General features: G+C 39.6%; 2 tRNA genes. Both read left to right on the top strand.

The features are described 5' to 3' along the window. The first annotated feature begins 1 nt into the window (after window position 1). A tRNA-Val gene (locus H1X92_RS12205) sits at window positions 2-77 on the top strand. Window positions 78-138: 61 nt separating this feature from the next. After that, window positions 139-214 (top strand) — tRNA-Lys (locus H1X92_RS12200). Window positions 215-371: the final 157 nt, after the last annotated feature.

Genomic DNA, 371 nt, shown 5'->3' with positions numbered 1-371 from the left:
TGGGCGATTAGCTCAGTTGGTAGAGCATCTCCCTTACAAGGAGGGGGTCATCAGTTCGAATCTGGTATCGCCCACCATTCAAGCCAAAAATGAAGCATTATTTGTTTAAGTTATTTATAATGTGTTTTGCTATTAATAGGGTCGTTAGCTCAGTCGGTAGAGCAGTTGACTTTTAATCAATTGGTCACAGGTTCGAATCCTGTACGACCCACCATTAATAGTATTAGATAAGATTTTTGTTTATTTTTTTTGCTATTCACTAAGAATGATCAAGATCAGCAGAATCCAGCTTAATCAGATGGGTCGTTAGCTCAGTCGGTAGAGCAGTTGACTTTTAATCAATTGGTCACAGGTTCGAATCCTGTACGACC

The sequence above is a fragment of the Arsenophonus endosymbiont of Apis mellifera genome (genome assembly GCF_903968575.1).
GTDB classification, from domain to species: Bacteria; Pseudomonadota; Gammaproteobacteria; order Enterobacterales; family Enterobacteriaceae; genus Arsenophonus; species Arsenophonus apicola.
The sequence above is the reverse complement of the archived record's forward strand: the minus strand, read 5'-3'. Positions and strand labels throughout refer to the sequence as shown.